The 24243-nt window shown below is 39.7% G+C and carries 27 protein-coding genes; 24 read left to right on the top strand and 3 right to left on the bottom strand.

The window, feature by feature from the left end; translation table 11 throughout:
* Nucleotides 1-53 precede the first annotated feature (53 nt).
* The 3 genes from FCN14_RS08245 to FCN14_RS08235 all read left to right on the top strand — a co-directional run bounded on the left by FCN14_RS08245 (nt 54) and on the right by FCN14_RS08235 (nt 1497).
* A complete protein-coding gene (locus tag FCN14_RS08245; protein ID WP_138430802.1) occupies nt 54-473 on the top strand; it encodes an energy transducer TonB in 420 nt (139 codons plus the stop codon).
* A gap of 182 nt (nt 474-655) precedes the next feature.
* Nucleotides 656-1060 carry a hypothetical protein gene (locus FCN14_RS08240; protein ID WP_138430801.1) on the top strand — a complete coding sequence of 135 codons (405 nt, stop codon included), beginning with the start codon at nt 656-658 and terminating at the stop codon, nt 1058-1060.
* 44 nt (nt 1061-1104) lie between these two features.
* On the top strand, nt 1105-1497 hold the full coding sequence (locus FCN14_RS08235) for a response regulator (RefSeq protein WP_138430800.1): 393 nt from the start codon (nt 1105-1107) through the stop codon (nt 1495-1497).
* A gap of 749 nt (nt 1498-2246) precedes the next feature.
* Here the strand turns inward: FCN14_RS08235 and FCN14_RS08230 are convergent.
* The gene (locus FCN14_RS08230; RefSeq protein WP_138430799.1) at nt 2247-3245 is read right to left on the bottom strand and encodes a sensor histidine kinase; all 999 of its coding nucleotides are present in this window, start codon (nt 3243-3245) and stop codon (nt 2247-2249) included.
* A 360-nt stretch (nt 3246-3605) separates the two neighbouring features.
* Between FCN14_RS08230 and FCN14_RS08225 the strand changes: the two genes are divergently transcribed.
* The 21 genes from FCN14_RS08225 (at nt 3606) to fliR (ending at nt 22211) form a co-directional block, all read left to right on the top strand.
* Nucleotides 3606-3944 (top strand): flagellar basal body rod protein FlgB, encoded by a 339-nt coding sequence (locus tag FCN14_RS08225; protein WP_138430798.1) that lies wholly within the window; start codon nt 3606-3608, stop codon nt 3942-3944.
* A gap of 18 nt (nt 3945-3962) precedes the next feature.
* On the top strand, nt 3963-4454 hold the full coding sequence (locus FCN14_RS08220) for a flagellar basal body rod protein FlgC (RefSeq protein ID WP_138430797.1): 492 nt from the start codon (nt 3963-3965) through the stop codon (nt 4452-4454).
* Nucleotides 4455-4515: 61 nt separating this feature from the next.
* Nucleotides 4516-4833 carry a flagellar hook-basal body complex protein FliE gene (gene fliE / locus FCN14_RS08215; protein WP_138430796.1) on the top strand — a complete coding sequence of 106 codons (318 nt, stop codon included), beginning with the start codon at nt 4516-4518 and terminating at the stop codon, nt 4831-4833.
* An 11-nt stretch (nt 4834-4844) separates the two neighbouring features.
* Complete coding sequence (gene fliF, locus FCN14_RS08210) at nt 4845-6482, top strand: flagellar basal-body MS-ring/collar protein FliF (RefSeq protein ID WP_138430795.1); 1638 nt, start codon at nt 4845-4847, stop codon at nt 6480-6482.
* Between the two features lie 6 nt (nt 6483-6488).
* Nucleotides 6489-7529, top strand: coding sequence for a flagellar motor switch protein FliG (gene fliG / locus FCN14_RS08205; RefSeq protein ID WP_138430794.1), 1041 nt, complete (start codon nt 6489-6491; stop codon nt 7527-7529).
* A gap of 3 nt (nt 7530-7532) precedes the next feature.
* Nucleotides 7533-8249, top strand: a complete 717-nt coding sequence (locus FCN14_RS08200) for a FliH/SctL family protein (RefSeq protein ID WP_138430793.1) — start codon at nt 7533-7535, stop codon at nt 8247-8249.
* A complete protein-coding gene (locus tag FCN14_RS08195) occupies nt 8240-9574 on the top strand; it encodes a FliI/YscN family ATPase (RefSeq protein WP_138430792.1) in 1335 nt (444 codons plus the stop codon). Before FCN14_RS08200 ends, FCN14_RS08195 begins: the two co-directional genes overlap by 10 nt.
* A 17-nt stretch (nt 9575-9591) precedes the next feature.
* On the top strand, nt 9592-10020 hold the full coding sequence (gene fliJ, locus FCN14_RS08190) for a flagellar export protein FliJ (RefSeq protein ID WP_138430791.1): 429 nt from the start codon (nt 9592-9594) through the stop codon (nt 10018-10020).
* A gap of 9 nt (nt 10021-10029) precedes the next feature.
* Nucleotides 10030-10674, top strand: coding sequence for a hypothetical protein (locus FCN14_RS08185; protein ID WP_138430790.1), 645 nt, complete (start codon nt 10030-10032; stop codon nt 10672-10674).
* A 1-nt stretch (nt 10675) separates the two neighbouring features.
* Nucleotides 10676-12919, top strand: coding sequence for a hypothetical protein (locus FCN14_RS08180; protein WP_138430789.1), 2244 nt, complete (start codon nt 10676-10678; stop codon nt 12917-12919).
* A 22-nt stretch (nt 12920-12941) separates the two neighbouring features.
* A complete protein-coding gene (locus tag FCN14_RS08175) occupies nt 12942-13628 on the top strand; it encodes a flagellar hook assembly protein FlgD (protein WP_138430788.1) in 687 nt (228 codons plus the stop codon).
* A gap of 83 nt (nt 13629-13711) precedes the next feature.
* Complete coding sequence (flgF, locus tag FCN14_RS08170; protein ID WP_138430787.1) at nt 13712-15340, top strand: flagellar basal-body rod protein FlgF; 1629 nt, start codon at nt 13712-13714, stop codon at nt 15338-15340.
* Between the two features lie 371 nt (nt 15341-15711).
* Nucleotides 15712-16596, top strand: coding sequence for a motility protein A (locus FCN14_RS08165; protein WP_138430786.1), 885 nt, complete (start codon nt 15712-15714; stop codon nt 16594-16596).
* Entirely contained in the window at nt 16554-17252 is a 699-nt protein-coding gene (locus FCN14_RS08160) for an OmpA/MotB family protein (protein WP_138430785.1), read from the top strand. Before FCN14_RS08165 ends, FCN14_RS08160 begins: the two co-directional genes overlap by 43 nt.
* A gap of 57 nt (nt 17253-17309) precedes the next feature.
* Nucleotides 17310-17807, top strand: a complete 498-nt coding sequence (locus FCN14_RS08155) for a flagellar basal body-associated FliL family protein (RefSeq protein ID WP_138430784.1) — start codon at nt 17310-17312, stop codon at nt 17805-17807.
* A gap of 31 nt (nt 17808-17838) precedes the next feature.
* Nucleotides 17839-18774, top strand: a complete 936-nt coding sequence (locus FCN14_RS08150; protein ID WP_138430783.1) for a flagellar motor switch protein FliM — start codon at nt 17839-17841, stop codon at nt 18772-18774.
* A gap of 7 nt (nt 18775-18781) precedes the next feature.
* On the top strand, nt 18782-19780 hold the full coding sequence (fliN, locus tag FCN14_RS08145; protein ID WP_212747606.1) for a flagellar motor switch protein FliN: 999 nt from the start codon (nt 18782-18784) through the stop codon (nt 19778-19780).
* Nucleotides 19767-20321, top strand: coding sequence for a flagellar biosynthetic protein FliO (locus tag FCN14_RS08140; protein WP_138430782.1), 555 nt, complete (start codon nt 19767-19769; stop codon nt 20319-20321). Before fliN ends, FCN14_RS08140 begins: the two co-directional genes overlap by 14 nt.
* A 74-nt stretch (nt 20322-20395) precedes the next feature.
* Nucleotides 20396-21118 (top strand): flagellar type III secretion system pore protein FliP, encoded by a 723-nt coding sequence (fliP, locus tag FCN14_RS08135; RefSeq protein ID WP_138431272.1) that lies wholly within the window; start codon nt 20396-20398, stop codon nt 21116-21118.
* A 12-nt stretch (nt 21119-21130) separates the two neighbouring features.
* Nucleotides 21131-21400 (top strand): flagellar biosynthetic protein FliQ, encoded by a 270-nt coding sequence (locus FCN14_RS08130; protein ID WP_138430781.1) that lies wholly within the window; start codon nt 21131-21133, stop codon nt 21398-21400.
* Nucleotides 21401-21431: 31 nt separating this feature from the next.
* Nucleotides 21432-22211, top strand: a complete 780-nt coding sequence (fliR, locus tag FCN14_RS08125) for a flagellar biosynthetic protein FliR (RefSeq protein ID WP_138430780.1) — start codon at nt 21432-21434, stop codon at nt 22209-22211.
* 981 nt (nt 22212-23192) lie between these two features.
* On the opposite strand, the gene FCN14_RS08120 is transcribed toward fliR, so the two are convergent.
* Entirely contained in the window at nt 23193-23966 is a 774-nt protein-coding gene (locus tag FCN14_RS08120) for a sigma-70 family RNA polymerase sigma factor (protein ID WP_138430779.1), read from the bottom strand.
* Nucleotides 23966-24220 carry a hypothetical protein gene (locus tag FCN14_RS08115; protein ID WP_138430778.1) on the bottom strand — a complete coding sequence of 85 codons (255 nt, stop codon included), beginning with the start codon at nt 24218-24220 and terminating at the stop codon, nt 23966-23968. Before FCN14_RS08115 ends, FCN14_RS08120 begins: the two co-directional genes overlap by 1 nt.
* Between the last annotated feature and the right edge of the window lie 23 nt (nt 24221-24243).

Here is a 24243-nt window from a genome sequence, read left to right as displayed (position 1 = left end):
ATCCCTGGGAGAAATTAAACATGCTAATTTTAAACAAATAAAAAACCTCTATTATGATAGATAGATATAGAAATGTTAAAAGACAATTAGGAATTACGATAATATTAGTGATAGGTCTCTTTTTTGTAGGATCTTTGGCTACCCCTTCAACGGCCAATGCACAGGATGATAAAGTGTATACCGTAGTAGATCAAATGCCAGAGATTAAAGGGGGATTACCTGCACTATATAAAAAGATCGAATATCCTAAAGAAGCTCGTAGAAAGGGAATCTCCGGTCGAGTATACCTACAAGTAATTGTAGATGAAAATGGAGATGTACAGGAACCTAAGGTACTAAAAGGTATTGGCGGTGGTTGTGGTGAGGCTGCAATTGATGCTATTAAAGACGTTAAGTTTACGCCCGGCAAACAGGGTGGCAGCGCTGTTAAGGTAAAGTACTCTTTGCCTGTTACTTTTAGAATTGAAGGATAATTTTTTGAGCTTAAACCTGGGATATTCATAATATCCTGGGGTTGGTGTATGAATGTTATTGCACTATAGGACCTCTTACACCAGGTGCTTGATATTTGTCTTTTCTTTACGGGTTATAAAGAATGATTGCCGGCATCGCTATTGCTATGCCGGCGAGACAAATTATAATAAAATGAAATAACATGAATGATATTCCAACCGACTTCGAGATACTCGAAGATATTTATTATAGATATTACGATGAGTTCCGAAGGTATGCCAAAAAAGAACCTGACAGAATTGCTCGTATACGGGTGCCAATTGAGGTTGAGGAAGTAGCAGAAGCTTGCGGAGTTGAAAAAGATATGATTTTTGGTCGTATTTTTTATCACTTTAACAAAAAGTATAGCTACAAAAATGAAAAAGGAGAAATAACTACTTTCTTTTCTACAGAGAAGTTTGAAGGATTAAGTGTTAACTTTCCATTGGTTGCTTCGGTACTTTCTGATATGTATGCAGAGAAAAAAAGAAAGGATACTTTTACTATTTTATCAGGTAGTGCTATTGCAATTTCTGTTATAGCTCTACTTGTGTCTTTCTTTATGTAGTTATATTGAATTGTGAATCATAATCGTATGCGAGGTACTGTGAAATGGAAATTAATGTCCTGATAGTTGAAGACGATCCTACCATGCGGGTAGTGCTCAAAAATACGGTACTGTCTGTTGAGATGGATTTCGAAATTAATGAAATTCATGAAGCTGAAAATGGTAAGGAGGGCATCAAGGTACTCGAAAAAGAAGAGGTAGATCTAATGCTGGTAGATATTTATATGCCGGTAATGGATGGTTTAGATATGTTGGATTATGTTCATGACCATCCTGACTTCCAGCATATTCCTGCTATTGTGGTCTCAACAGAGAACAATGAACAGCGTATTGACGCTATTCTTCGTCAAGGGTTGGGATTTGTGCCAAAGCCTTTAACTCACTTGTTGTTGAAAGATCAGATTGCCAAGATGCTGGGCGAAAGTACAGAGTCTTAATTATATATATAAAATGGTAATTGATCACAATTTAATGGTCAGCTATCATTGGCTATTGAATGGTTTTTCTTCTGTGTTTTAGTATTGGACGATTAAATATAAAGTACTCTTCCTTTATCTTTTGAGTAAATTCTTACTTTTATTCATCATTTTAGAACTGGAGTGGAGAAACGGGCATTCCAAATTTTATCGCAATCACTGATGAAACGATTATTGTGTTCAAGTAAGCAGGCTAAGTAAATAACAGTCTGCTTTTCTTTTAAAGGTGTTAGATAAAAAACCCCTATCTGGGGGTAATACATGCATTCCAGTTGCGAAAAATAAACAGAAGTAAAACCGAACAAGTGGGACCTTGCGCGGTAGTATTAAACTAACCTATCAGTAAACCTCTTTGCATAAGAGTTATTGCCAATTAACCTATCTGCTTTCTGTTCTTCCTGCCAGTTTATTAACCTTTGGAGTTAAAACAACTAAGCAATTATTGCCCTATTTAGTACCTGTTATAGCAAGGAGAGTAGGGAGGTCTCCTGCTGGCAGAGGCAAAACGAAAATAAGACGAGGTCAGATAGCTAAGGCCAAGAAGGGAGTGGGTTTGTCTATATTTGATTGGAATAGAATTGGTATAGCATTTAGATTCACCAAGCAGGTGAATCTGCACATTGTTGTAACCTCCTAGGGAGGTGGCGATTAGTAGAACAATGTAGAGCTATTAAGGATTTAGGTTATTAGCTAATTACTATAAATATCCTCTATAAGGCAGTAATACCATAAGATGATGTAGATGGGGGCAGACAAAACGTAAAAGAGATCTCCCGAAATGGGTTGTTATCTGTTAAGAAGATAGATCCTTGGTATCGTTTTGCATAAAGCATCGCCATGGTGAGTCCAATACCAAGCTGTTGTGCTTTTGTTGTTACAAATGGATGAAACAGTTCTTTCGATATCGATTTTGGGATAGGATTCCCATTATGAGAAATCTTAATAGACTGGGCTGATGGTTGTGAAATTGAAATGTGATGTTGCTCAATGGGGGCGTGCTCAACCGCATTTGAAATTAATATGGAAAGAATACGTTGCAAATCACCGGGATTACAACGGACGTTTTGAGTAGATGCTGAAGCAGTGAATGTGATCTTATCACGGTGTTCCTTTGAGTAATTTGATAAGATATCATCTATCACTTCTTTGGGATTCGCCGAGTGATTATTTAATTCAACCGGGTCAAGCGAAATTTCTTCCAGGGTTTCAAGCTCATCAAGCAGATCAAAAAGTTGATCAATTCCTTTATTAACCTGGTTTACATATCGTTGCTCATGGTGTTCACCCAATTGATTTTCTATCAGTTCGGTATAACCCTGTATCCCCGTTAACGGCGAGCGAATTCGGTGTAGTAAGAATCCAATCATTTTTTTCAATGACTGTAAGGCTTCAATACTGGGTATCTCATTACGTTTCTTTAACTTTATTTTGATATGGGGAGCCCCATTCCATAACAACGTTTCTTGTTCTAAACAAAACCATTTACCATTAAAAAAGGCCGGTGATGTGTCACGGCCTATTTTCTTATCTATATAAATAATGTCCCCTAGCTTCTCCCCAATCGGACTTTTATTATTACATAGGGCAATTGCCTCTTCATTGACCTCACAGATTTTCCTATTATCAATATCGATAATAAAGGTGGGGTCACTTTTTTCGGTCTTCTCCATCAAGCTTGACAGTTCAATAGCATTTTGCGTTTGAAACATAGTATCTAATGTGTGTGAGATCCCCCGAATAAAGAAGGCCTCTAAATTAAAGTTCTTTTTTGAGGGGGCTATAATTCATCCTTCTCTGTTATCAGCTAAATTTCTCATTTCTTAAATAGAAGAACGAGAAAATCATCGAATAGGAAAAATTTACCTGTCGAACGGTTATTTCTACCCCTTCCCCATAAAAATCCAACGATTTTAAAGCCCGTTAGAAAGCGATCACTGTTAAATAATGATCTGGCATAGCTATTGCCTACTGTATAACACACACTGATACTGTAGTGTGATGAAAGATGTTCCGAAAATATTTGAAAAAGTTTAATTGAAGTTACGAACAGGCAAGTTAATGAGTTCCATATGAATATAATTGAAAGTGGACATAGTCAGCTATTAGCCCAGGCAATGGATAATTATACGCTGCGTCAGCGTGTAACATCTTCGAATATTGCTAATATCGATTCTCCCGGCTATAAACGACATGATGTGCCTTTTGAAGAAGAACTCCGTCAGGTACGGTCAAGAGGAGGAGATGTCAACAGTATTACTCCTACCATCAGAGAAACCGGAGATGAAGTAGTACTGGAGAATGAATTAATGGAGATGGCTGATACCCAGATGAGGGTTCAGCTTGTTACTCGTTCTCTACGGCACCACTATGATATGTTAAAAACAGGTATTACAAGTACTACACGTTAATAAAAAAGTATTAGAATTATGTTACCGGATAGAATTTCATCAGCATTTCAGACAGCGGCCCAAGGTCTTTCTATGCAGCGTGAGCGTATTAATGTTGCATCACGAAATATTGCGAATGTCAATACCAGCGCTACTAAAAATGGCGGTTATCGTGCGCAAACAGTGCGTGGGTATAGGCCTGAACCCGCTAAATTTAAAAATGTATTAAGTAATAGTATCGATTCTATGAAAAAAACAGATGGTCGCCATCTGTCGGCTGCTGTACCCAGTCGTCAAGGGCAAACACCCCAGGGACTTGGCCCATCATATGAAGTAGCTGAAAGTAATAGCTTTAGGTCGGAATATGATCCCCAGCACCCTGATGCCGATGAAAATGGGATGGTCAAATATCCTGATATCGATATGATTGAGCAGATGACCGATATGGTAAGTGCCAATAGATTATATGAGGCGAACTTAAGCAGTATCGAAGCAGAAAAACAGATTATGAAACGTTCTCTGGAGATATAGATCCTATGGCCAACAGTGATTGCAGAAACAGAAATGAGAATTTAGATAATTTCCAGCTAGTATGATTGAAGGGATACAGGCAAGTGAATTAATTAAGCAGGCAAATGAAATTGAGTTAACGCCTCAAAGTCGTGAAATAAAGCCTCAGGAAGGTGATAGTGAGTCATTTGCTAATGTGTTAACGGATGCGATTAACAGTGTTGACGAGACAATGAAGGCTTCGGATAACAAAGTGCAAGAGTTTGTAGCCGGTGAGTCAGATAATGTCCATGATGTTATGATCTCTATGCAGAAAGCCAAGTTAAGTTTTGACCTCATGGTAGAGGTTCGAAATAAGGTTGTTGAGACGTATCAGGAAGTAAGTCGTATGCAAATATAAGTTTGTTATAAATGAATTCTATCACAGATAAAATAAAAGATTTTTTAGAGCCCCTTAGTCCGGCCCAACGTACTCTTTTCTTTGGGTTAGCGGTATCTATATTGGTATTGGTGGCTACATTATTTTACTGGACACTTCGTCCCAGTTATACTCTTCTATTTGGATCTCTAAAGCAAGATTCTGCGCAACAGATTACGCAGGAGCTTGATGAGCGAGGAGTAGAGTACCAGCTTAAGAATGGTGGACAGTCGATTTATGTCGAAAATAGCAAAGTTGATAAACTACGCCTCGAACTAGCTCCATTAGGGGCTCCTCAATCAGATATGAAAGGGTATGAGCTATTTGATTCCAATTCGTTAGGAATGACTGATTATATGCAGCAGCTTAATAATAGGCGAGCCCTCGAGGGAGAGTTATCTAAATCAGTAAACACGTTAAAGCAGGTTGAGTCTTCGCGAGTGCATTTGGTATTACCTGAACGTTCTCCATTTGAAGAAACAACTGTAAAAGCTTCTGCCTCAGTTTTGCTAACTCTTAGGTCCGGTGAAAAGCTTAACCGCCAGCGTGTTGAAGGTATCACATCGTTGATATCGGGAAGTGTTGTAGGGCTTAAAGCTGAGGATGTTACTATTGTTGACCACGCTGGAAATCGCTTGACTACTGATACTAAAGGAGAAGGCGGGGCTGCCTCAGAAGACAGTTGGTTAAAGTCGGAACGAAAAACGGAAAATCATCTAACCGAGCGCGGACAGTCCATGTTGGATCGCGTATTGGGTCCCGGCAATAGTATTTTGCGTGTGGCTGTAGAACAAAACTTTGATAGCTTGGTACGCGAATCCAATAATATTGATCCAGAAAGCAGGACTTTGATTTCTGAGCAAAAAAGTGAAGAAGTACATAGCCAGGAAGGCTCTGAGGTTGTACCTATCGATGAGTTTACTCCTGTTGAAGATCGGGGAGAAACTGTAGTGACTTCAACAAATGACGACGAAGTTTCTTCACGAACACGAAATTATGAGGTCAGTAAAACCAAAGAGGTATATCGAAAGGCCAAAGGCGAAATAAGCAATATTAGTGCTTCTGTCCTACTAAATCATAAGCGAGTGAAAACAGAAACGGAAGAAGGAGAGGCCGTTTGGGAAAGCAAACCTTATTCAGAAGAAGAATTAAAAGAATTTAGAGAAGTACTGAGCTCTGCGTTAGGATTACAGGCAGATAGGGGGGATAAAATTACGATTAAGCAGGTGGAATTTTGGAATCCTAATAATATATCGCCCGGTGGCGGTATGCAGAATCCTTGGCCTTGGAGCAGAACTTTTAGGTGGGGGTTAATTATGATAGCCCTTGGAATTGTTGTATGGCTCTTGAATAGCCTCAGAAAACAGGCTATCGGAAAACAGAACTTGATTCTGGGTTCAACAACCGGAGATGGGTCAAAGGTTGTTACCGGGGATTCGGAAGAAGAACAGGTTGAAGGTATGAGTAAAGAGGAATTGCAGGATCTTATTGATAGTGATGAAAATGAAGAGATACCCGCTCTCGAAGAGAAAAAATACGACTTGGAAGAGATTGTGAATATGGTGGAGTTAAAACCTTCGAAAGCCGCAAAAGTGGTACGAGCAATGTTAATTTTGAACGACGGAAAATAGCAATTTATGGCTAATGAGAATAATAAAGGGGGCGTTATTGAAGATCCCAGCGAGTTAACAGGAGCTCAAAAAGCGGCAATATTTATTACCAATATCGGCACGAAAACAGCTGGATCAATGATGAAATACCTCAAGGAAGATGAGGTTGAATCCATTACCCTTGCTATTGCCAATATGGATAATATTAAACCCCAAGTAGTTGATTCGGTAATGAATGAATACTACCGAATTATGTCGAAAGACTCGTTTATGCTCGAAGGGGGTGCTGACTATGCCAACCAATTATTAGAAGAATTGGGAGATAGTGTTAACTCTGAAAAAGTTCGCCAAAAGCTGAAAGCAAGTTCTAAATCAACTGCTTTTGCTGATTTCCAGGAAAACAAGATTTCACAAATCACCTCTTTTTTAGAAAAGGAACATCCCCAGGTTGTTGCTCTCATATTTTCGCAGCTTGAAGAACAGAAAACGGCAGAAGTATTGGGGCATCTCGATGAGGATTTACAGGCCGAGGTGGTATTCCGTTTATCTACTATGGAAAAAATTTCAACAGATGTAATAGAAGAGATAGAGGAAGTAATTAAAGAACAAATGGGTGGCATGTATGCCACGGGTGATAGGCTCAGAAGTGGAACAGGTGCTGTGGCTCAAATACTGAATGAAGCCGATATCTCGGTTGAACGTCATGTATTGAGTTTCATTGAAAGCCGTGATGCACAAATGGCCGATGACATTAAGCAGCAGATGTTCCTTTTCGAAGATATTGTTCACTTCGACGACCGTACTGTCCAGGTTATTATCAACGAGATGGAGAAGAGCGATCTTGTTATGGGACTTAAAGGTGTTGATGATGAGGTTAAAAATAAGTTTCTCGACAACATGTCGGATCGTGCCGGAGGTATGCTACAGGAAGATATGGATGCCTTAGGTCCTGTACCGCTTAAAGATGTTAAGGAAGCACAAACTCAAATTATTAGGAAGATCAAACAGCTTGAGGAAGATGGCCAGATTACTACGCGAAAAATGTCTGAAGAAGAGATTGTCGAGTAATTTATGGAAGACCAAAAAATATTTAATACCGATCAGGTTAGCTGGTATGAAGATGACAATAACCAACTGGACTACCAGGTTGCATTTGAGGAGGCTGATAGTTTTCAAGCTGATCGGTCTATTCAAAAGGATGAGACTAATGATGTTGAGCCTGAAGGCCGGCAGGTGGATGTTCAAGAATTGCTTAAGGAACGAGATAAAAAGTGGAAGGAACGGTTAAAGAAATCACGGGCTGCTGCTTATTCAAAAGGAGTAGAGCAAGGTAAAGAGCAGGGGTACCAAGAAGCAAAAGAAGAGTTTAAGCAAAAAGAGAAACAACTTGAAACTATGTTTGAGCAAGCCCATAAAGAGTGGCATGAAAGACATGAGGCGTTAAATCCCGGTTTGCTGGACTTGTCATTCGAAATTGCAGAAGAGATCGTAGGCATACCTGTAGAAAATCCTGAGATTAGAGAATTAATGAAGGAGGAACTATCAGTGTTATTGCATGGTGCTGAAGAAGAGGTTAAACCACTTCTTCGTGTTTGCGAAAGCGACTATCAATATGTAAAAGATTTGGTGGAAAAGTATGCACCCGAAGCCACCTTGACAATTCGAGTTAGTGAGGATTGTAATCCGGGCGAATTTGAGTTCGAAACAGATAAAAAGATGGTCGTTTACCGGTTTAAGGAGATATTAAATGATTTTAGAGAAAACCTATCACTCCCTTCATGGAAATAAATCCAACCGATCAAATATCGAAACATATCGGGCAGATTCGATTACAGCTTCGTGACTACCCTCTCAAAAGTAAGAAGTATGGGAAGGTAGCCTCTATTGTAGGTACCATCATCGAATGTACCGGTTTACATGCCAGCGTAGGAGAAGTATATGGTATAGAAAATATCATGGGTGATATGATTCCGGCTGAGGTGGTAGGGTTGAAAGATCATAAAGCGCTGTTAATGCCTTATGACCAGATAAAAGGAATGCGATCGGGGTGTAAGGTTGAATATATGGGGCAGTCACTTACAGTTTCAGTAGGGCCGGAGATGCTTGGTCGTGTAGTTGATGCCAATGGTGATCCCATAGATCAAAAAGGTCCGATACTTTGTAGCGATCACCAGCCTGTACATAACGATCCCCCCTCTCCGGTAGAGCGTGAACCTATTAATGAGGTTATGTCTACCGGTATTAGAGCTATTGATGGTTTGAATACTATTGGCAAGGGACAGCGGGTAGGGTTGTTTGCAGGGTCTGGAGTTGGAAAAAGTGTGCTTTTGGGGATGATTGCGAAACATTCCGATGCTGATATCAATGTTATTGCGCTTATCGGCGAAAGGGGACGTGAGGTCCAGGAATTTTTGGATGAAACATTGGACGAAGAACTGTTGAAACGTTCAATAGTAGTTGCAGAGACATCCGATAAATCAGCAATGAGTAGAATAAAAGCAGCTTATACTGCTACTTCTATTGCGGAATATTTCCGTGAGAAAGGAAAAAATGTCCTGTTAATGATGGATTCAGTAACTCGTGTAGCCATGGCTCAAAGAGAAGTTGGGCTTGCCACAGGGGAGCCGCCAACGACTAAAGGATACACACCAAGTGTGTTTTCTATGCTCCCAAAATTCTTGGAAAGAGTAGGTAAAACAGGCAATGGAAGTATCACTGGGATTTATACTGTATTGGTTGATAGTGACGATATGAATGAGCCTATTGCCGATGCAGTACGATCAATATTAGACGGGCATATCGTGCTTTCAAGGCGATTAGCCCATAAAAATCATTATCCTGCTATTGATGTTCCTGAAAGTATTTCGCGTGTTATGCCAAGTATTGTAACGAAGGAACAGCGTGATTTGGCAGGTCAGGTTCGCGATCTGATAAGTACCTATCGCGAGGCTGAAAACCTAATCAATATTGGGGCATATGTTGAAGGGTCGAATCCGAAAATTGACAAAGCAATTGCGAAAAGAGAAGATTTGGAATCATTTTTGATACAAGATATAACGGAAGTGGACTTTGAAATTGATTTGTGGAATACAATTAAAAAGATAGTTGAATAGAAGAGGTATAAAAGAATATGAAGTTTGATTTTTCCTTAGAGCCGGTTTTGAAAGTCCGGAAACATGAAGAAAAGCTTCAGAAGCAGAAGCTTGCTGAAAAGATGTCGAAAAAGAAGGCTATCGCTAGCAAAAAGGAAAAGCTTAAAGAAAAATTGAAAGCTCATCTTGATACAGCTGATGTGAATGATTTTCGGAATCTGCATGATTTGAAGCGCCACCGAAGATATATAAACTCACTGCACAAAGAGGTTGAAGAGCTAAATAATAATTTGAGAATTGTAGAAAATGCTATAGAGCAAGAACGTGATAAATTAGCTGAAGTCCATAAAAAGCGTCATATCATGGAAAAAATAAAAGAAGAAGAACATGAGCTTTTTCTGGAAAAACTTTCAAGGCAACAGCGAAAAATGATGGATGAGATCGCTACGCAATCTTATAGCAAATAATTAGGACCAATGGTAAAGAAGATACTTAAAATAGCTGCCTTTATTCTGGGACCGATACTGCCACTGATGGTAGTTATCTATTTCTTATTCCCATATATCAATGAGCAGGAATACGAAGAAATAGCCGAAAAATATAAAGATACTCCGGCAATTGTTGATACGAGTGCAAACAATAACATCATTACTACTAATACTACTATCAATACAACCAACAATGGTAATGATGATATTAATGATATAGGGATTATCGGCGGTAATTCCGAAACCTTAAAAGGAAAGGAAAAAGTATTTCAAGAAAATATTAAAAAGTTGAAAGCTAAAGTTGATTCACTAACGATAAAAAATGACTCTCTTAGCTCTTTGGTAGTGACTCAAAATGATAGTCTCAATCTGTTACGCCAAGAATTGGCTTTCCAAGATAGTATTAGCCAAGCCCAAAAAGAAAATAGCATGATAATGGATGAAGAAGCTTTTGCTGAAAAAGTAAAGAGCTTGTTGAGTTTAGATGATGAAAATTTAGCTCCCATTATTAATGAACTAAGTGATAAGGAATTAGTGCGGCTCTATCAAAGTGGAAGTTCTCGACAACGGAAAAAATTGTTACGCTCATTACAATCCAAGCGTGCTGCTAAACTTATGACGGAGGTAATGTAATATGATAAGTAAATTAATTTCGCAGGCGGCAAACGGTAAAGAAGCATCTTCGCAGACATTAGAAGGTAATAGTAGTGAAGGGGCAACCTCATCAAAGAAGGTATTCCAATCGTTATTGCAGTCTTTGCAGTCAAAAGCTTCAACCGATGAAAAGAAGAGCCTGTTAAAAGTTCCTTTAACTGCTGAGGATACTAAGGCAGGCCAAAATAAGTCGGCAGTATTAAATATTCTTGGTGGAAAATTTACTACCGTCAGTGCCGACCAGAACTCAGAAAAGGTCTCAAAATTAACTAAGCCAGGACCGATTCTTACAGCACCAGGAACACAACATACTGAGGTGATTGAAGAAGAAGGCGATTCTGAAGAAGTGACAAGCCAGGAATTGAAAAATACTGAAAAAGGTGAGAAAGGCACCCAGAGTGCGAATGAAAAAACTAGTGCTACCCCAAAACAGCTAAATAATAACACTTCTAATCCTGAAGAGATTATTAACAAACAGCAAGAAGCTGAAGAGGGAACAGCTGATAAAACGACTAGGAAGGTTGTTACAACAGCAGAAAATAACGAACAGAAAAATAATATTACCAATAGTGCTAGCAATAGGTTTCAGCAATTAGGAAGTGAAAAACCTGTACCTACTGAAAAAACAAAAGTTGAGTTAAAGGCAGGTGAAAATAGTAAAAATATACCCATAACAGAGAAACCGTTAGAGTCTGGTTCGTCCACTAAGGGAGCGGTTGATAAAGGCAACCAGGGAAAGGCTAAAAACTATTCGGTTGGGAATGTTAAAGCATCTTCTACGCCCCAACCCCAGAAACAAGTAGATGAATCACCAAAATCTTCAGTTACAGAATCGGTGCAGTCAAAAGAAGCTGTAGAAAGTAAGAAGACTTCAAGACCTACTATTACAGAGTCGGCTGACAAGCATACTACAAAAGTTGAAGTCCAGAAGGATGTAAAAAATACCTTGGATAAGGGACTAACTGCTCAGAAAGAAACGGGTTCTGAACAAACATCTAAAGCCTCCCAAGCTGCGACGGGAACGACCGGTAAAGCAGAGGGCAGTAAGGTTGTTGAGCCTAGTACCGTTAATCACCAGAATGTCGACCAAGGTGACCGTAAGATTACTAATCCTAAAAATGTTTTAGATCGGCAAGATGCAAAGATGACTAAAAAAGAGATCGCTGCCGATAATGAATCACCGGATAAAACTGGAGCAGAAAAAGCAATTTTATCGGATAAAGAACAAAATTCTAAAGTGACGAAAAAGGGATCACCCTTTTTGAGGCAAGAGCAGGACCCACAGAAAACGAAGAAAGAAAAAGTTGTTTCAAAACAGCACGAGAAACAGGTTGCTGATGCTAATAGCAAAGACAACAAGGTTCAGCTCACAGAAAAGCAACGGAAGCTGATTAATAATTTCTTCCAGAAAAATACTGCCGGCGGTATCTCTGAGAAAGGATTTGAGATGAAAAGTATGCAGGTAGAAAAGCAAGTTAAGAAAGAAAAAGGATCTGATTCTAAAAACGCTAAAAGGGAGCGATTACCTGATCCCGGTAGTGCCATGAGAATGGGTATGGGACGAATGGGGGCTTCGGCAGAAGCTGTACCTGCTTCTTCAACCGGTGAACATTCGAATGTGAGTCCGACTGATACTTCGATCTCTTTTGACAATCAGCAGATTATGTGGGAGCAAGAAAGTAGTAATCCTGCAGATAAGAAGGAAGATAAAGAAGGAAATAAGAAGGTATTTAATAATGCGACAATGCGGTTAAACCAAATGCCGATTGCGAATGTGTCACTTCGTAAGAATATGCTATCGGGTTTAACAAAAAGTGTACTGAAAGCTGCATCGGAAGCTAAGAAAACACCGGAACAGTGGCAGAAGCATAATTTTGTATTAGACGATGGTAAAAAAGTTCAGCTTTCGGTTCGAGAATCGAAAGGTGTGTTACAAGTCAAAATGGGATCAGTAAATACAGAGTTGAGCAAATTGCTACAGCAAAATTTACAACATATACGTGATCACCTGAAGCAGGAATTTGGTACTGATATTGATTTGCAATTAGAAAATAATGAGCATGAAAACTCTTCAGGGTTTTCAGGAGATTCTAGCTCTTCAAATAGTAAGGAAGGGTATAAAAATAATTTTTTAAATAATGAATTGACATCAGAAAAGGCCGAGCAGGTAACTCTGAATTCTGTCCGAAATTTTGGTTACAACAAAATGGAATGGACAGCTTAAAAAATAATAGAGGTTAATAGTTATGGATGTTAGTCAATTAGGAGCCCAGTCATCGTTTTTAGGGCAGGGCCAGTCAGCAGGAAGTAATAAAAAGCTGGGGCAAGACCAGTTTCTAAAATTACTGGTTGCCCAGATGAAGAATCAAGATCCAATAAATCCGATGGACGGGAAAGAGTTTGCTTCACAGTTGGCCCAATTTAACTCTGTAGAACAGCTTGTAGGAGTTAATAAAGGGGTCTCATCACTAAAACAGACTCAGGAAATGATGCGGACCGAGATGACGAATTCTATGGCCGCTTCGCTTACTGGGAAAAGTGTACGGGCCCTGAGTAATAAGGTGAATCTCGATGCCGGTGGTAGTGTTGATATCAATTTTGAATTGAATAACACTGCAGAAGATGTTGAGATCATCGTCAAAGATGCAGCAGGCAGTACTGTTAGAACGGAAAGCCTGAATGGAGGTTCCAATGGTGCAAATACCTGGACCTGGGACGGTCGAAATAACGACGGTCGAACGGTGGCCGAAGGGCAATACAGTATTGAGGTTAAAGCTACAAATGGAGATAAAGGTGTAAAAGCACGGATGTTTACTGAAGGTACTGCAAATAGAATCCGTTTCAGTGGTGATGGTGTTTTAATATCAGTTGACGGGGTAGAAGTACCAATCGGTAATGTTGAAACTGTGGGGATCCAGAGTTCTTCATCATAAATGAGTAGTTCAAACAATTAATTTAATAAATCAGGCAGCAAGCATTTTTAGGCTGCCGCTTATAATAAAATAAGGAGTACAATATGTCTTTAATTAAGTCTTTAAATGCAGGGGTAAGCGGTTTGAAAGGGTTTCAAACCAAGATGGATACGATCGGAAATAACATTGCGAACGTTGATACCACAGGGTTTAAATCTTCCAATGTTACTTTTTCGGAGCTGATGAATGAAAATATAGGAGGAGCCAGCGGTGGAGAGTCTGCGCCTTCATTAAGTAACCAAGTCGGTTTGGGAGTGCGTGTTGCCTCTGTAGATCGAGATTTTAGCCAAGGAACTATTGAGAATACCGGGAACGCTACTGACCTTGCCCTACAGGGAGATGGATATTTCCTTGTCAATGCTGGTGGGCAGGACCTTATGACTCGATCCGGTAATTTTACCTTCAATAAAAATGGAAATTTAGTTACCTCTTCCGGCAGCTTTGTACAAGGATATAATGCCAATGAGTCCGGCACAATTTTGGGCGGAGGAGCAACAGATAATGTGCAAATTGACTTCGAAAATGCATTGTCTCCTCAAAAAACTACGGAAGTGAATTTAGGCGGTAACCTGAATGCTGATACCAGTATAAGACAAGTAATTACGGCACAAAGTGCTCTTACTGACAGTAGTGGAGACCTTGCTGATTCAGGAACAGCTATTGCAGACCTTAGTCAAACGTCGGGCTTAGGTGGCGGTGAGACTGTAACTATGAATATGACGTCAAATGATGGTTCGACCACAACTTCGGTTAGTTATTCTTACTCTTCTGGAGATACGGTTGGCGATATGTTAAGCACACTTAATACTGCAATTGATGCAGATGCTGATCTTGATGGACAACTTCGTATGGTAGATGGTATGCTGGAACTTAAGTCTGACAACTTGGGAGACAGCGATTTGAATATTGATTCAGTATCTGTAAGTGGTGGTACTGGGACATTTAATTTTCCGGGCTTCCAGATTTCTCAGGAAGGAGATACTAAGACTCAGACCATGAGTACAACGGTGTATGATGATCTGGGACAGGAGCATTCACTGTTACTTGATTTTACACAAACGGCCGAAAATACATGGGAGTATGAGGCACAGTTTGCTGATGGAGAAACCATCAATAGTGGGGCTACTGGAACAGTAACCTTTGACGAAATGGGACAGGTTACTTCAGGTGATACCTTTGCTATTGAGTTTGAACCCGGTAATGGTGCAGGTACTACCACCTTTGATGGGAGGTTAGGAAATACTGATGGAACTTCCTTTACACAGTATGCAGGTGCTAATACAGCCAAGGTATTAAGCCAAGACGGCTATACCCAAGGTTCTCTCGTTGATGTACGTATTAATGGTACAGGTACCGTTCAGGGAGTCTATGACAATGGGCAAAATAAGGATCTTGCCCAGTTGGCACTTGCTGATGTACAGAATGAAGACGGATTGGAAATGGTAGGCGGAGGCTTGTTTCAAGCAACGTCTGCAGCAGGAGAGGTTTTTGTAGACTCTGCAGAAAATTTTTCCAATACAGATATTACTTCAGGAGCTCTTGAAGGATCAAATGTAGATCTCGCTCAAGAGTTTACTGAAATGATTACTGCCCAGCGTGCCTACCAGTCTAGTGCACGAGTAATAAGTACTTCAGACGAAATGCTAACAGAGGCAGTGAACTTGAAACGATAATTAACAGACCAGACGGTAAGACTTCCCCATAAGCAGACGCCTCGTTCTTATAATAGGTAACTAAGTTACTATATATAAGGGTGGGGCGTTTTTATGTGGTTTTGTAAAATATGCTAATGAACAGCTTTTGAGGGGAGAACGTAAGATGGTAGGCTGGTATGGCGATACCATTGTAGGAGGGGCTGTAAAGCCCTGAAAAACAAAAGATAATGATATTGAATATGCTAGAGGGGTATTGTAGTGGCATGGCCATAATATCCCCCATCATTTTTTTAATGATTAGGTAGTTAATCTAAATGCTCTCCATCAGACTATCTTGGTAGAATTAATTTCACTGTTAAGTTTTGGTCGTGCTTGCCGATAATAAGCACATGCTAGACAGATCAACAAATATCGGTTTTATACTTGGGTTTACTTTGATCATTGGAGCCATTGTGCTGCAGGGTGATATTGTTATATTTGCCAGTTTTTCATCCTTTTTAATGGTTTCTGGAGGTGTTGTAGCAGCTACAATGATCAACTATAGTTTCGAAGACATCAAGAACAGTTTCGAAACAATTAAAAAGATGATGAGCGCAAAATCGGTGGATCTCAGGACAGATATGGAGCTTATGCGCATGTTTGCCAGAAAGACACGAACCGAGGGATTGTTGGCAATTGATTCTGATGTAGCGAACATTGAAGATGATTTTTTAAAAAACGGTATGCAATTGGCTGTAGATGGATTTAATAAGGAAAGCTTGGCGAATATCCTCAGAGATGAAATTCAGGCGCAGGAGCGACAGTTAAAAGTTTCTGTTAAGGTATTAGACTCTATGGCTGAGTATGCCCCTGCCTTTGGAATGATTGGAACAGTAATAGGTATGGTACTGATGTTACAAAATATTTCGGATCCAGAATCGCTGGGGGCAGGATTATCGGTGGCATTAATTACAACCCTGTATGGAACTATCCTTGCAAATATGCTGCTGGGCCCTTTGGCCGGTAAATTGCAGTATTTGAGCAAATTGGATCTGAACAGGAAAGAGATGTTCAGAGTAGGCATCCTTTCAATGGTGGAGGGCGAAAACCCTCGTATCATGGAGAAAAAAATGTTGATACATGTTGACCCTAAGAGCAGAGCTGAGTACAAAAAGTACCATGAAGAGCTCTCTATCGGTAACGATCGGGATCAAAAGTTATATAACCAATGGATTGAAATTCAGGATGAAGAATGGGAGACTCTGAACAAGAATCTGGAAATGGAAACTGGCTAGTAACGTACAGCGACCTGGTAACACTTTTATTAGTGTTCTTTGTGCTGTTGTATGTACTTACACCCGGTATCGATCAATCCACTTTCAATAATTTTATTTCTCACTTTCAATCGTCTGTGAGTGTTGTTAACGAGAATAATGCTTCTCGAAAACAACCGAGTAATAACACGTTGCGTGAAGAGTGGGAGCAGATTAAGAAGTATTTAGAAGAACAGGGGCTTTCTTCTGAGGTTAAAATACAACGTATTAAAGATGGCGTAAAAATCACTCTTAGTGATTCTCTAACCTTCAACAGTGGGTCGGCACGTTTATTAGCCCGGGCTAAAGATGTGATAGAAAAGATAAGCGGTGTTATGGGGCGAGATGTACGAGAAGTTAAAACACAGGGACATACCGACGATGTGCCCATCGCCAGTAATTCTATGTATCGGTCTAACTGGCACCTTGGCGCTGCTAGAGCCGTTTCGGTAGTTCAATTTATGAGTAGGGAAGCGCCCCTGTCGCCTCACAAGTTTGAAGCCAGTAGTTTTGGAGAGTATAAACCGGTTACAACTAATGATACAAAGGAAGGCAGGCGCAAGAATCGTCGGGTTGAGATATACGTAAGGTATTATGAAAACGTATCACCGAAAACGGCCAGTACCGTAAAGAAATGACATAATTATTGCTGAATAGATAGCAATTTTGATAAAATTGAGTTAAGACAAATTGATATGGGTAAAGGTAAAAAAGATAAAAACACTTCTGTTGATAGTAAGAAACGGAAGGCAAAAGCGTCAAAATTTCGAACAATTGGAAAATATTTCCTAATTGTTTTATTAATCGGCGGACAAGCTTTTCTGTCTTACTATATCATTTCAAAAAATTATGAAGCTATCTATAGCTATATAGATAGCTTTTTTCCACCTCAGACGGGTAAATACCAGTTGGAGCAAATTATCATAAATCCGGCAAATACTAACGGCAAACGGTATTTATTGGTTCAATTATCCCTTGAATTGGTTAAGAAAGAGGATATTAACCTTTTAAAGGAGAAGAAATCCAAAATTCGTAATGACCTTATTAAGTATCTTTCTGCACGGTCAGTGTCTGAGCTGCAGGGTATAAAAGGGAAAGAGGACTTACGGTTAGATCTGATTAGGATAATAAATCAAGCAATTGGCAGACGTTCGGTACGCAATTTGTATTACTCTAAGTACGTAATGCAATGATGTTAATGAACACCCGAGCGGTCCCAATTTTATGGAAACTCAGAAGTCTGAGCAAAAGCTTAATAATGTAAAATATGTAGAGTCTTACGACTTTAAGCAGCCCAAGCTTTTTAGTAAGGAGATTATGCGAAATCTTCGCTCTCTCCATGATATGTTTGCTCGTAGTTTAAGCAGGATTTTCAGTAGTGCACTCCGTCAGAAGGTGGATGTGTCACTGCAAAAAATTGATCAGCTTTCTGCAAACAAATTTATAAATAAGATAAAAAGCCCAAGCGCAATATATCTTCTTTCTGTAGAGAAGTTTGCTGGGAATATAATAATGGTGATTCCCCCTGCCTTTTGTATCCATCTAGTAGAACGACAAAGTGGTGGATACGGCGGTCAGATATCAGAAAGAAGAACGCTTACCACAATAGAAGAGAAAATTATTTCCCGGATTGTAAACAGGATTAACGAAGAGGTTATGATTGCCTGGGAACCCTATATGGAATTTGATATTGCTTCGTCAGCATACGAGAGCAAGCCAGAGAATATTCATTTAGCGTCAGTAGATCCGACTATCGTCGTAAAGCTGAAAATTGGGTTTGAAGATCATAGTGTGAAAGTCCACCTCTCTTATCCGTATAGCTTGCTTAAAGAGGCTATGAACAACTCGGTTTTGAAAAAAGGTAAAAAGACTGAAACGGAGAAATTAACAGATGAACAGCTGGAATCATATAAGTATACCCTTTCTAATGCCGGTGTACATATTAAGCCGTTGTTGGGCTCTACGAAGCTTTCTATTGATGATATTATAGATCTTGAAGAGGGGGATGTTATTCCGCTTAACCAGCGTACAGACCAGCCGTTAGATATACTCGTCAATAATGTACATAAGATGTCGGGTTACCCCGGGGTATTGCATGGTCGACGAGCAGTAAAAGTATTTGAAATGATAGAAGAAATTAACGAACAGGAAGTCATATAACATAATTATGGATATCCCAAAAGATACACTAGAGCAGTATCTGCCTACAATAGAAGAGTTTTTAACCTCATTGATGTTTGAAGAAACAGATATCGAGGTTGGCGCTTTTGAACGGGTAGAAAAGGAATCGTCACTTGAAAAGTCAGCCGACACAGATATATATCTCTACGCTAGAGAGCTTAACAGCAGTTCTGATGTGATTGTAGTACTCGATAAAGAATGGTTTGGGCTGTTGTCGAGTATTATGTTGGGCATTGAAGAGAAGGAAAAAAATGAACAGACAATTGGTCTCTTAAAGGAGTTTTCCGATGATCTGTCGGAGGTTGTCATTAAAGAGGCCAAAGAGCAGGATTTAGAGATTGCCTTCGGTGAGGTGCAGGTCCTTTCTAAGGAGGAGATGGAAGAAGAGCTCATGCATGGAGAGTACTTTTGGACTAAGTTGGATATCGAAGGAATCGCTGATGAAGCTGTCCGGGCCGAATTTCTGTTGGGTGACCCTGCAACCGAAATTGAACAAAAAGAGATTGAAGAAGCAGAAGAGGCCGAAGAACAAACCAGTGAGCAAAGAACTGAAATTAGTTCCCTTAATGATGAGGAGGAGGAAGAAGAGAGTGAATTTGCTGATTTTGATGCGGGGTCTCGATCGAAAGACGGGAAAGAACAAGAAGTAGTTTCAGCACGCCATATCGAATTTGCGGAGTTTTCGGAAGATGAAGACAGTTCAAATGGTACTGCTCACCGTATGGATCTGCTAAAAGATGTTGAACTGGATGTTTCGGTAGAGTTGGGACGTATTGAACTGCCGCTGGGCAAGGTGTTAGAGTTGGCAAAGGGATCGGTTATCGAACTGGAAAAATTGGCTGGTGAACCAGTTGATGTGTTAGTTAATGGCAATCGCATTGCATTGGGTGAAGTGGTTGTTATTGATGAACATTTTGGTGTTCGAATATCTAGTCTCGTTACAACTAAAAAACGCTTAGCTAAACTGAAGAATGGATCTTCGTAATAAATTATCGTCTTTAAATGTACCGCCTAAAAAGATATTGAAGGTCGTATTGGGACTTTCAGCAGTATTGCTACTCATTTGGGTAATGACACTTTCGCACGTCGATTATAGTGGAGGTGCAAGCGCATCGCAATATCTTCAAAAAAAACAGTCTGCAGATACCACGGCGGTTACAAAAGTAACCGGATTGTCCCCTCAAAAAGCGAGTACCAAAGAGGGTTCTTCGAGTATTTTTACTAATGGGATGGTCACCTTTATGGTTTTGCTGCTTATTCTTGTCGGTGTTTGGTTTTGGGTTGATAAGAAAGGCAGTTCTGATGCTGCGCAAAAAGTGCAGCGCGAAATCGATACCCAGATTTTGGGCGAAGGGGCGCAGCTGCAAATTGTTGAAGTGAATAATGAGATCTGGGTACTGGGTGTGACATCAACTGCGGTAAACCTGTTGCATCGCTATTCGCAGGTAGAATGGACCGAGCAGATGCCTAAAGAAGAAACTGCTGGTAATGAAATGTTCGCAAAACTGTTTAAAAGTAAGTTATGATAAGTTTTAAGAAATGTCCTTGGGCAAAGGTTACAGCAATAATAGGCCTGCTGCTTTTGTTTTTGCCCTTGAGTATGTTGGCCCAATCCGTCTCCTTAGGCTCTTATATGAATGCTGCTCCCAGCCTTGTGCAGGCAGCTCCGCCCATCGACCTTAGTATGGATGACGGTGACCTTTCAGTAGCTGTTCAGGCGCTTATATTGGTAACCATACTCTCATTTGGTTCTGCTTTTATTACGATGATGACCAGCTTTACGCGCATCGTAGTAGTATTCTTTTTCTTAAGAATGGGACTCGGAACTCAACAATCGCCTCCTAATAAGGTATTGATTGGCCTAGCTCTGTTTCTCACAATATTTATTATGATGCCTACTTTTAAGGCAGTAAATGAAGATGCTGTACAGCCCTATCTGAATGATGAAATTACACAGATGGAAGCTTTGGGAGAGGCCTCAATACCGATAAAAGAATTTATGGTAAAACAAACACGGGAAAAAGAACTTCTTTTCTTTATGGATCTGGTTGAAGTGGAAACCGTGCAGAGTTTTGAAGATATCCCGTTTTATGTGGTAGTTCCGTCATTTATTATGAGTGAGCTGCGCATTGCTTTCCAAATAGGATTTATGATCTACTTGCCATTTGTGGTTATAGATCTTGTAGTGGCATCGGTATTATTATCGATGGGTATTATGTTCTTACCCCCTGTACTGGTATCTCTGCCATTTAAAATTCTAGTGTTTGTATTGACTGATGGCTGGTATTTACTGGTTCAGTCACTGGTCCAAAGTTTTAATTAAGGTAAAAATACAATGAATGTTGAAACTGCTTTACATTGGTTACAAGAAATGCTGACAGCTGTTGTAACCCTCTCGGCACCTCCTATGATGGGTGCCCTGGTAATAGGATTAGCTGTAGCTATTTTCCAGGCTGCAACTTCGATACAGGAAATGACGCTCAGTTATGTTCCTAAAATGATTGTTGTAGCTATCATTTTATTTCTCTCCTTCGGCTTTATGTTACAATATGCTGTTGGGTTTACCCAGAGTATTTTTGAAATGATACCTGAGCTTGCTAAATGATAAACCGGTAGCTACTCAATAAGCCCATAGTATGTCTCTTTTTTCTACTAGTTATATATTGGCAGTATTCCTGATTTTTATTCGGGTAGGTAGCTTAATAATGACTGCTCCCTACTTTAATTCAGCGGCTTTCCCAAAGAAAATAAAACTTTTTTTTGCGCTTATAACAAGCTTCTTACTTACCTTTGTAATTCCCTCAGAAAGTGTAATAGGGCAGGTTGAACCTACATTATCATTCCTGGTTACCGCAGTTATAATGGAAGCGTTAGTAGGTATTGCTATGGGATTAGTAGGTCAGCTCGTATTCGCCGGTATAGAGATGGCCGGGCAGTTAATCAGCTTAAAGATTACTCTGAGTTTTGCCCAGATAGTAAATACGATGACCCAGCAGAAGAGTGACTTGGTAGGTAATGTATTTGGTATGCTGGCTGTGCTTATTTTTTTGTCGATGGATGGGGATAAAATATATATACAGGGGTTAGCAAGGAGTTTTGAAGTGATACCGCTAAATCAGGCCGAATTGCAATATGCCGGGCCCTTTATGCTTGAGGTTGCTAATTATCTGTTTAAGATTGCTGTGCAGATTGCAGCCCCTTTCTTAATTGTTTTATTTATTCTAGATCTCTCTCTGGCTATTTTTGCTCGTGTTATGCCGCAGGCAAATATTATGTTTATTGCTATTCCCATAAAGTTATTGTTAGGGTTTACACTCTTATCTTGGATTCTTCCTTACTTGCCGGATGCATTCAGTTCAATGTTCGATCAGTTGTTTAACTATATAGTTGAAGTTCTTAGTGTTATGACTGTCTGATCTTGAGGTAAACAAAGACCAACTTTTCTCGTCTTAATTTAAGATAATAATCCATGGCAATAAGAAAGAAGTATAAGTTGTTTTTCTAAATTTCTATGGAATAGATGAGTTGTGACATCATATACAAAAATTTATTCCAGGCTTAGTCGAGTTAAATAACCAAATGTGTATGCGGAGTAACCCTTGGAAAGGTTATCCTGCTAAGAGCCTTTATTTGACACACTATTTCATATATGCTCAAGTTGTTTCCTGGATAGCTTTTCCTGTCAATTGTCGATCACTATCTTTCATCACTATACTATGTATACCAGCATTATATTCGTGTTTTATCAATACTGGTAGAGAGGGCATCTATATTCAATCAATAAAAAACCAACCCATACACTTACTTCAAATTGCTTAAAAAATGTTCTTCCCCTTACCGGTAGGGGAAGAATAAGGTAGGCCCAGTGTGGGATTGCAACAAAAAGTAGACAGCAGTTTAAGATAGGTCATGAGACTTGGTTGCGTGTTAGTTGTCGGAGGGTTTGGACGGGTGTCTAGAAATTGAAGGGCAAATGCAGTTTTTCTGTTGTACCAAAGCTCGGCCAATGCAAGAGTGTTTTTCGTCTTTGCTGTAAGCGTACCAGTTCCCCGGTCGGAGTGAATATATAGAAATTGGTTAGGCAATCCTCAAGCCTAACTATGAGGTGGTTATGCTGTCTGTACTTAACCTTCTGTGGCGGGTGTACAAATTTCTTATAGCTTATGTTCGACTGTTTTTACAAAAAGTTCTATTACAAGGGCAAGGGATGGCAAAGGGGGCAGGTCAAAGGCTATGGTGGGTAATCTGCTACTGGTAGCAGATTGTGTTATAGAGTCTAATTTTTAAGCGCAGAGAAAGGGTTTGACAAAGACGCATCCATATTAAATGCTTTTAATCCTTGTAAGATCACAGTATAAATAGGGAAGGGATAACGGTATAGCTGTTCGTACTATTATTTAGCTAACCGTTACCTTTTCACCTACCAAATCTTCTTTAAGTTGAAGTAAAATTCTTCCGACTATTTGAGAGATTCGAGCTTCTGACAGTTCCAACAAAAGGGCAACCTCTTGCATAGTCATATCCTCGTAATAATACAGCGTAAGAATTAGACGGTCTCGCTCATTAAGATTTCCAATCTTCTCTTTCAATATTTCAGTTCGCTCTTTATTAACCAGATCTTGGTCTGGGAGCTCAACATTTGGATTTTCGTGAATGTCATAGAATGATCCGGAATCATCGCCACTATTGCCTAAGCTGCTATCAAGAGAGAGCGCATTACGGGTTTGTACATTCGAGAGCAGCGTGCGATAACGTTCGATACTCATATCCAGCGCATTGGCAACTTCTCCGTCGCTGGGTTTACGACCAAGTTGTTGTGATAGTTCCTGTATCGTTTTCTTAACCTGCCCGTAATCTTTACGCTTTTTGCGCGGTAGCTGATCAATTTTACGAAGGTAATCGATAATATTGCCGCGAATACGATAGTAAACGAAGGTATTGAACTTGATATTTCGTTCACAATCATAGGAATCCATGGCTTGTATAAGCCCACTAATGCCCGCGCTTTCGATATCCTCTTGCTGGGTGAGCGGTTGATCGGGAATATTGATCTTCCCAATAATACTGCGTATAAGTGGCATAGATTTACTTATGATTGCATCGCGAAGTCCATCTGATGGATTCTTGCAGAATAACTCGGCAAGTTCTTGAAGTGTTTTCTCAGACATCATTATTCCCCACTATTGTTCTGTGAATTGTTGCTTTCTGTTGCAGCTGATTTGCTTGATACGGTCTTTGAATTGTTTTCCTGGATGATATTTAGTAAAAACATCGAAATATATACCAGTGAAAAGAGGATCAAGAAAACCAACAGGCTTCGATAAAGCGCAATATTGACACTAGCACCGGAAACCATCAATAACAAAAACTGGATAAGTGATATAACCGTAATAATTCGTAAAAGCATAGGGTTCGATAATTTCATTGTTGTTAATCCATTTTAGTTTT

The organism is Fodinibius saliphilus (assembly GCF_005869845.1).
Lineage (GTDB): Bacteria > Bacteroidota > Rhodothermia > Balneolales > Balneolaceae > Fodinibius > Fodinibius saliphilus.
The sequence above is the reverse complement of the archived record's forward strand: the minus strand, read 5'-3'. Positions and strand labels throughout refer to the sequence as shown.